This is a genomic window from Sphingomonas sp. Sph1(2015) (genome assembly GCF_001970915.1).
GTDB lineage: Bacteria > Pseudomonadota > Alphaproteobacteria > Sphingomonadales > Sphingomonadaceae > Sphingomonas > Sphingomonas parapaucimobilis.
The window spans coordinates 1-8,674 of sequence record NZ_MQUI01000079.1 but is presented as its reverse complement, the minus strand read 5'-3'; the positions used below and the strand labels follow the sequence as shown (position 1 = coordinate 8,674).

Annotated in this window: 7 protein-coding genes; 2 read left to right on the top strand and 5 right to left on the bottom strand. The window is 69.7% G+C overall.

All coding sequences use genetic code 11. The features are described 5' to 3' along the window. Positions 1-39 precede the first annotated feature (39 nt). Genes BSZ14_RS18180 through BSZ14_RS18165 form a run of 4 tightly spaced genes read right to left on the bottom strand, consistent with a single transcriptional unit; the run spans position 40 to position 3,660 of the window. Positions 40-750: a Crp/Fnr family transcriptional regulator gene (locus BSZ14_RS18180; RefSeq protein WP_042488449.1), complete on the bottom strand. Its 711-nt coding sequence runs from the start codon at positions 748-750 to the stop codon at positions 40-42. 57 nt (positions 751-807) lie between these two features. Beyond that, entirely contained in the window at positions 808-924 is a 117-nt protein-coding gene (gene cydX, locus BSZ14_RS18175) for a cytochrome bd-I oxidase subunit CydX (protein WP_042488453.1), read from the bottom strand. A 14-nt stretch (positions 925-938) separates the two neighbouring features. Next, entirely contained in the window at positions 939-2,078 is a 1,140-nt protein-coding gene (gene cydB, locus BSZ14_RS18170) for a cytochrome d ubiquinol oxidase subunit II (protein WP_076711985.1), read from the bottom strand. Between the two features lie 13 nt (positions 2,079-2,091). Further along, the gene (locus BSZ14_RS18165; RefSeq protein ID WP_076711984.1) at positions 2,092-3,660 is read right to left on the bottom strand and encodes a cytochrome ubiquinol oxidase subunit I; all 1,569 of its coding nucleotides are present in this window, start codon (positions 3,658-3,660) and stop codon (positions 2,092-2,094) included. A gap of 124 nt (positions 3,661-3,784) precedes the next feature. Here BSZ14_RS18165 and cydD point away from each other — a divergent pair, with 124 nt between their 5' ends. Then, on the top strand, positions 3,785-5,416 hold the full coding sequence (cydD, locus tag BSZ14_RS18160; protein WP_076711986.1) for a thiol reductant ABC exporter subunit CydD: 1,632 nt from the start codon (positions 3,785-3,787) through the stop codon (positions 5,414-5,416). Then, complete coding sequence (locus tag BSZ14_RS18155; protein WP_076711983.1) at positions 5,413-7,011, top strand: amino acid ABC transporter ATP-binding/permease protein; 1,599 nt, start codon at positions 5,413-5,415, stop codon at positions 7,009-7,011. The genes cydD and BSZ14_RS18155 overlap by 4 nt, the downstream gene beginning before the upstream one ends. A gap of 57 nt (positions 7,012-7,068) precedes the next feature. Here BSZ14_RS18155 and hemN read toward each other — a convergent pair whose 3' ends face one another. Beyond that, positions 7,069-8,391, bottom strand: a complete 1,323-nt coding sequence (hemN, locus tag BSZ14_RS18150; RefSeq protein WP_076711982.1) for an oxygen-independent coproporphyrinogen III oxidase — start codon at positions 8,389-8,391, stop codon at positions 7,069-7,071. Positions 8,392-8,674 lie beyond the last annotated feature (283 nt).

Below are 8,674 nucleotides of genomic sequence, written 5' to 3'. Positions count from 1 at the left end.
CTGAAGGGGAGGGGTGAGCAGAGTTGATCGTTTTCAACTTTAGGCCGCTTCGGCGCGCGCCGCCAGCGCCTCGCGGTTGCTGATCGTGATGGCGCGGCCGCCCGGCAGGCCGATCAGGCCGCTTTGCTTCATCCGGGTCAGCTGGCGGCTGACCGTCTCGATCGTCATGCCCAGCACATCGGCGATCTGCCCGCGCGTCAGCGGCAGGTCGAAGGTGACCGGCCCGTCGCGGCTGGCCCGGCACCCGCTGGCCCCCGCGCGCGCCGCCATGTCGAGCAGGAAGCCCGCCAACTTCTCCCCGGCCGACCTGCGCGCCAGCACCAGCATCCGCCCGCGCGCCTCGTTCAGCGATTCAAAGGTCCGCTGGAGCAGCAGGCGTTCCAGCCGCTGATGATTCTCCAGCACCCGCTCGAACGCGGCGCGGGGAAAGACGCACAGCTCGGCCTCGGTCAGCGCGGTCAGGGTGAAGTCCACATCGCCCGCATAGGGCTGCCCGAAGAAATCGGCGGGGTAGAGCAGGCCGACCGTCTGCTCGCGGCCGTCGGCGGTGGCGGCGACCAGCTTCAGCACGCCGGTCAGCAGATTGCCGCAGATCACCGCTTCGTCGCCTGCCCAGGCGATGGTCTGGCCGCGCGCGACCCGGCGACGCTGGCCGATGGCGTTCAGGGCGGTCAGTTCCCGGTCATCCAGGCTGCCGCACAAGGCCCGGTCGCGCACCGCGCAATCGGCACAGATGTCGTTCGGGATCATGACCTTGCCTTATAGCGCGGCCATGATCCCCTGTCGTCGGACGGATTGTCCTATCTGTCAGTGTCGCGGTGACACGTTGTCGTCCTGCGGCAGATGGAATTCGTGCCAGATACCGTTAAGGATGCCGAAGCCGACCGCAAGGCCGAGGCCCAGGACCCAGGAAAAATACCACATGGGTCGTTCCTTTCTCAGTAGAAGTCGGGGTTGGTGCGCACCGCCTCCGCCGTCACGCGCCCGAACATCACCCGGTAAGCCCAGGCGGTGTAGGCAAGCACGATCGGCAGGAAGACGAGCGTGACGAATAGCATGATGCCCAGCGTCTTGGGTGTGGACGATGCGTTCCACACCGTCAGGCTGCTATGCGCGTCGATGCTGGACGGCAGGATGAAGGGGAACATCGCGCAACCCACGGTGGCGATGATCCCCGTCGCGGCGAGCGACGACCCGGCAAAGGCCAGCACCTCGCGACCGCGGCGGATACCGACCAGCGCCAGCACGGCCCCGGCAAAGCCCAGCATGGGCAGCGCCGTCATCCACGGATAGGTCGCGTAATTGTCGAGCCATGCGCCGCCCGCCCGCTCCGCCGTCATGCGCAGGGGATTGGAGGGACCGAGCGGATCGACCGCGCCGACGATCCGGTAGCCGATATCGCCCCAGGCGACGAAGGCGAAGCCGGTCGCGAACAACAGGATGGAGGCGACCGCCGCCACCGTTCCGAAGCTGCGCGCGCGATCATGGACGGGACCATGCTCAACCTTGATCGACAGCCATGCCGCGCCGTGCAGCACCAGCATCGCCACCGACAACAGCCCGCAGACCAGCGTGAAGGGTGTGAACAGCCCGAGCAAAGTGCCATCGTAAAAGGCGCGCAGATCGCCATCGAGGCGGAAGGGCGCACCCAGCAGCACATTGCCGACCGCGACGCCGAAGACGAGCGCGGGCACCAGTCCCCCGACGAACAGCGCCCAGTCCCAGCGGCTGCGCCAGGCCGGATCGGGCCGCTTCGAGCGATATTTGAACCCCACCGGCCGCAGGATCAGCGCGGCCAGCACGAGGAACATCGCGAGGTAGAAGCCCGAAAAGCTGACCGCATAGACGAAGGGCCAGGCCGCGAAGATCGCACCGCCGCCCAGGATGAACCAGACCTGGTTCCCCTCCCAGGTCGGGCCGATCGAATTGATGACCATCCGCCGCTCGGCATCGTTGCGCGCGACGAAGGGCAGCAGGGCGGCGACGCCCAGGTCGAACCCGTCGGTCAGCGCGAAGCCGATCAGCAGCACGCCCAGCAGCGCCCACCAGATCAGGCGCAACATCTCATAATCGAACATGTCCTGGCCTCCTTCAGGCGGTGACGGGAATGGCGGCGGGGATGGGACCGGGCGCGGGCTGGTCGTCCCGCTCCTCAGGGCCATGCGCGATGGCGGCGAGGATCAGCCGCACCTCGATCACCGCCAGCACCCCATAGAGCGCGGTAAAGCCCGCCAGCGTGGTCCACAGCGCAGCTTGCGACAGCGAACTGGTCGCCAGGAAGGTCGGCAGCACACCCTCGATCGCCCAGGGCTGCCGCCCCAGCTCGGCGACCAGCCAGCCCAGCTCGATCGCGATCCAGGGCAGCGGGATCGCCGCCACCGCGAGGCGGAGGAACCAGCGCGAATCCATGTGCATCCGGAACGAGCACAGGGCGAAGGCGGTCGCGAAGAGCGCGATCATCGCAAAGCCGATCGCCGCCATGATGCGGAAGCTCCAGAAGAGCAGGCCGACATCGGGAACGGTATCCCACGCCGCCGCCTCGATCTGCTGCGGCGTCGCGGTGCGCGGATCGGCCATCTGGCGCTTGAGCAGCAGGGCATAGCCCAGGTCGCGCTTGTGCGCCTCGAACCGGGCGCGCTGGGCCATGTCCTGCGGGTTCGCCTTCAAGCGCTGGACCGCGTCATAGGCGATCACGCCCGAGGCGATCCGCTCCTGCGCCTTCAAGACCAGCTCGGACATGCCGGTGACGGTGCCGTCCAGGCTGCGCGTCGCGATCAGGCCGAGCAGCCACGGAATCTCGACCTTGTACCGCGTTTCGCGCGCGACGGTGTCGGGATAGCCGAACAGGGTCAGGCCGGAGGGGCCGGGCTCGGTGTGCCAGACCGCCTCGATCGCGGCGAGCTTCATCTTCTGGTTGTCGGTCAGCGCATAGCCGCTCTCGTCGCCCAGCACGACGACCGATAGCGAGGAGGCGAGGCCGAACGCCGCCGCCACCGTCATCGACCGGCGCGCCACGGGCAGGAAGCGGCCCTTGAGCAGCCAGAAGGCCGACACGCCCAGCACCACGACCGAGGCGCAGACATAGCCGGCACTGACGGTATGGACGAACTTGGCCTGGGCTACGGGATTGAACAGCACCGCGCCGAAATCGGTGACCTCCATCCGCATCGTGTCGGGATTGAAGCTGGCCCCGACCGGATTCTGCATCCAGCCATTGGCGACCAGGATCCACAGCGCCGACAAATTGGTGCCCAGCGCGACCATGAAGGTGACGATCAGATGGCCCAGCTTCGACAACCGGTCCCAGCCGAAGAACATCAGCCCGACGAACGTCGCCTCCAGGAAAAAGGCCATCAGCCCCTCGATCGCCAGCGGCGCACCGAAGATGTCGCCGACATAATGCGAGAAATAGGACCAGTTGGTGCCGAACTGGAATTCCATGGTCAGGCCGGTGGCGACGCCCAGTACGAAGTTGATGCCGAAGATCTTGCCCCAGAAGCGCGTCGTCACGCGCCACACCGGACGGTTGGTCATGACATAGACCGATTCCATGATGACCAGCATCATCGACAGGCCGAGCGTCAGCGGCACGAACAGGAAATGATACAGCGCGGTGGCCGCGAATTGCAGTCGCGACAGGTCTACGACGCCGGGGTCCATAGCAGGTCTCCAAAAAAGGAGCCGCCCCCCGGCCCCTTGCCGATCGACTCGCTAGACCTGCGGTTCCGCGCGGACATTGACCGCAGTCAAAGACAGCGGCTGCGGTCGGGGCGACCGTCGCGGCATGACGACGATCGCCCATGCTCCCCCGACGCGTAAGGCGCGCAACCGCTGGTTGAAGGATGCAGGCGCGCGGCGTGACGGCGTGGCGGGCCTGTTGCTGCTCGATACGCTGGCGGCGATCGGCTTTGCGGCGGGGATCGCGGGCGGCGTGACGGTGATGGCGGGGCAGGGGGCGGTGCTGCCCTGGGCCGTGCTGATGCTCGCCACGGGGGCGTTGCGTGGGGTGTTCGCGACCCTGGCCTTGCGGCGGGGCGCGGTGAGGGCGGGGGCGGTCAGGCGCGCGCAGCGGCTTCGCGCCGTGGCCGCCACGCTGTATCGCAAGCCCGGCGTCCCGATCGACAGCGGCCTGCTCGCCAGCCAGGCCGTCGATGCGGTCGAGGCGCTGGACGGCTATGTCGCCCGCTTCCTGCCCGCGCGCCGGGCCGCCGCCGTCGCGCCGCTGCTCGTCCTCGCCGCGACCGCCTGTGCCAGCTGGGTGGCGGCGGCCATTCTTGCGGCTACCCTGGTGCCGTTCATCGCCGGGATGATCCTGGCGGGCGGCGCGGCGGCGGACGAGTCTCGGCGGCAATTCATCGCCCTGCACCGCCTGTCGGCCCGCTTCGCCGACCGGGTGCGTGGCCTGCCGGTGGTGCTGGCCTTCCGGGCCGAGACACGCGAGACCGAGGCGATCGGCGCGGCGGCGCAGGATCTGGCCGAGCGGACCATGCGCGTCCTGCGGGTCGCCTTCCTGTCTTCCGCCGCGCTGGAGTTCTTCGCGGCGCTCTCGGTCGCGCTGGTCGCGGTCTATTGCGGTTTCGCGCTGCTCGGCCTGCTGCCCTTCGCCGCGCCCGAGACGCTGACCCTCGCCCAGGCCTTTTTCGTACTGGCGCTGGCGCCCGAATTCTACGCCCCGATGCGCCGCCTGGCTGCGGCCTATCACGACAAGCAGGCGGCGGAGACGGCCGCCGACACGCTGATGCCGCTGGCGGAACCGGAGCCTGTGCCCGTGGTCCGGGTCGCGGCTCCGCTGGTCCTGCGCGATGTCGCGATCCACTATCCGGGCAGCGATGCCCCGGCCGTCTCGCATCTGTCGCTACGGATCGAGGCGGGGGAGACAGTGGCGCTGCTCGGCCCCTCGGGCAGTGGCAAGACCAGCGTCCTGCACCTGCTGCTGGGGCTCGCCCCGCTATCGGCGGGAACGGTCGAGGCGGGTGGCGTCCCCCTGGTCTCGCTGGCGGGACAGGCGAGCTGGGCGGGCCAGCATCCCCTGCTGATCGCGGGTACGATCCGCGACAATCTGACGCTGGCCCATCCCGCGGCGGACGAACTGGCGATCCAGCGCGCGGTCGCGGCGGCGGGCTTGGGGCCGATGCTCGCGGTTCGGCCGGGTGGCCTTGATGCCCCGCTCGATGCCCGGGGCGGCGGGCTGTCCGGCGGCGAGCGGCGGCGGATCGCGCTGGCCCGAGCATTGCTGAATCCCGCACCCTTCCTGCTGCTCGACGAGCCGACGGCGCATCTCGACGCCGCCGCCGAAGCCGCGCTGATCGCGACCGTCGCGCGCGTCGCGCAAGGCCGCACGACGCTGATCGCCACCCACAGCCCCGCTCTGGCCGCCATCGCGACCCGCGTCGTGCATCTGGGAGATACCGCATGACCCTCCACAGGCTGATCGCCGCCGAACGCTGGCGGGAACGCCGCCGCTTGCGCCAGGCCGCACTCTGTGCCGCGCTGGTCGCGATCGCCTCGGTGCTGTTGCTGGCCTTGTCGGGCTGGTTCCTGACCGCCGCGGCGCTGGCGGGGGGAGCGGGGATCGTCGCGGCGCAGGCGTTCAACTATATGCTGCCCTCCGCCGCGATACGGTTGCTGGCGATCGTGCGGACTGGCGCACGCTATGGCGAGCGGCTGGCGAGCCATGGCGCGGCCTTTGGCGCGCTCGCCCGGCTGCGGCCTGCGCTCTATCGCGCGCTCACGGTTGCGCCGCCCTCGGTCGCGCTGGCGCTCGGCCGGGGCGAGGCGACGGCGCGGCTCATTGGCGATGTCGATGCGGTGGAATGGCATTTCGTCCGCCTGTCGGGGCCGTGGGGTGTCGTGGCGGCGTTGGTGGCGGGCGCGGCGCTGACGCTGCTTGGCGGATGGCCGGCCATGGTCGCGACGCTGGCCTGTATCGGGGGAGCGCTCGGTCTGGCTCGCCTCTGGGCGCACCAATTGGAACAGCCCGGCCGCGCGGTGCAGCGGGCGATGGGCGCCCTTCGCGAGGAGGTGGCGACGCTCGGCGGCGCGGCGGCCGAACTCCGCTGTTTCGCGCTGGAGGATTGGGCGACCGCCCGGATCGCGGCGGCGAGCGACCGGCTGGCCGAGGCGCAGGTCCGGCAGGCGGCGGTGGCGGCACGGTTCGAGGCGCTCCATGCGATCAGCGTCGCACTGGCGGCGGCATCGGCATTGGTCCTGTCGGCGGGCGCTGGCGCACCAATCGCGGCGCTGGCGGCCCTGGCGGCGGCGATGACGGCCGATGCGACCGCGCCGATCCTGCGCGCGATGACCGAGCGTGGACGGCTTCGCGAGGCGGAGGTGCGACTGGGAACGCTGTTCGCGGCGGCGGAAGAGCATCCGGCGGCAGACCGGGCATGCGACGCCAGCCTCATGATCGACGGCGCTCCGTTCGCGCCGGGCAGCCGGATCGCCCTGACGGGGCCATCGGGCTGCGGCAAGACGAGCTTGGTCGAGGGGTTGCTGGGCCTTCGTCCGCTGGCGCTTGGCCGGATCATGATCGGGGGGCGGGATGCCGCCTCCCTCGGACCTGCGACCCTGCGTGCGACCTTCGCCTGGGCGCCGCAGGACGCGGCGTTGATGGCGGGCACGGTGCGCGACAATCTTCGGCTGGCCGATGACCAGGCGAGCGAGGACCGTATGTGGCGGGCGTTGCGCGACGCCGTGCTCGATGGCGTGGTGCGCGCCTTGCCCGAGGGACTCGATACCTGGCTGGGCGAGGATGGGGCACGGCTGTCGGGCGGCGAGCGGCGGCGGCTATCGCTGGCGCGCGCCTATCTGGCGGATGCGCCCTGGCTGCTGCTCGACGAACCCGGCGAGGGGCTGGATGCGGGGGTGGCGGTGCAGGTCGCGCGACGCCTGCACGCGCGGCTGACGCGGACCGGGCAGGGGATGATCCTGGTCAGCCACCGGCCGGTGCTCTCGGCCCTGTGCGATCGGCAATGGGCGACCGACGGCGGAACCCGCCGCTCCGCCGCCTGACCCGGCTGCCCGTCGCAACGCGCCATGCCGTACGGCGCAGGCGGTCCAGGCGGCAGGTCAGACGGCGTGGCTGAAACGCGTGTCGTCCTCGCTGCGCCAGGCGTCGAAGGCGGCGGCAATGCTGCGGGCATAGGGCAGGGCGTCGGCCTTCAGGCGAAGGCGATGGCCTTCCCATCGGAGGAGTCCGGCCTTCTCAAAACGGGAAAGCCGGATCCGGATGGCGTCCCGCTCCGGCAGTCCGTCCGTATCGGCGACGCCATGGCACAGCACCCCCGCGATCGCCGCGCCCCGCCGCTGGTCGAGTGGCGTCCGACGGATACCACGCACGGTTGCGAACCGATTGGCACCGAGCGCCCGGTGCCATTCGCCCGTATTCTTCGCATTCTGGAGCAGGCGGTCGGGAAACGCGCTGATCGCGCTGGCGCCCAGGCCGATCAGGATGTCGGCGGGATCGTCGGTGAAGCCCTGGAAATTGCGGCGCAGCGTACCGTTGGCCGCCGCCTGCGCCATGGGATCGTCCGGTTTGGCGAAGTGATCGAACCCGACTGGCCGATAGCCCGCTGCCGTCAGTTGCTCATGCGCCCAAGCGGCCTGTGCGAAGCGCGCTGCTGCGTCGGGGAGTGCGGTCGCGTCGATCCGGCGCTGGCGCGGGATCAGGTGGGGGACATGCGCATAGCCGAAGACGGCCAGCCGCTCGGGTGCAAGCGCGATCGTTTCGTCCAAGGTCGCTTGAAGCGCTGCGTCGGTCTGACCGGGCAGGCCGTACATCAGGTCGAAATTGATCGATCCGACTCCGGCGCGGCGCAACAGCGTGACGGCGCGGATAATGTCTGCACGGGGCTGAACCCGGCCGATCGCCGCCTGGAGCATGGGATCGAAGGTCTGCACGCCCAGGCTGACCCGCGTGACGCCGGTCTCGGCTATGACGCTCGCCCAGTCCGGCGCGAAGCCGCGCGGGTCGATCTCCAGCGATAGCGGCGCATCCCGGCAGGCAAAGGCGGTGCGCAGATGCGCGACCAGCGCCGCAAACGCGTCCGGCCCGATGGCGTTGGGGCTCCCGCCGCCAAAGGCGATCCGCCCGATCCGCCCGCGCCCGTCCAGCCGGGCGGCGACCCTGTCGATCTCGGCATGCAGCCGGACCATATAGGCATCGAGCCGCGCGGTGCGGTTCGCCGCGGCGGTGTTGCACCCGCAATACCAGCAGATCGCCCGGCAATAGGGGATGTGCAGATAGAGCGACACGTCCGCATTCGCATCGATGGCGTCGAGCGCGGCGGCCATGTCGTCATGACCCACCCCGTCGCAGAATTCGGCGGCAGTGGGATAGCTGGTGTAGCGCGGCACGGGCCGGGCGAGCAGTTCGGGATGATAGGGCCACATGGCCCATGCCGTGCCCAGATCCTGCGGGCGCGCCTTTGACCGGCATCAAACCAGCCTGTGTCGATCGTCAAGGCGATGGGGCGGCACGCTCCCAATGGGTCTTCGGATGTCGACACAGGTGACACGAGAAGGCCGCCATCATCCCATCAGACATGGGGGCAACTGTGATGCTCACCCGAGCTGTAGCGGCTGACGTTTACGGATCATGGCGTTGAGGATGACGAGGAGTTGTCGCGCAATGGCGATGAGTATAGTCTTTGGCGCCTTACCCTTGGCGCGCATC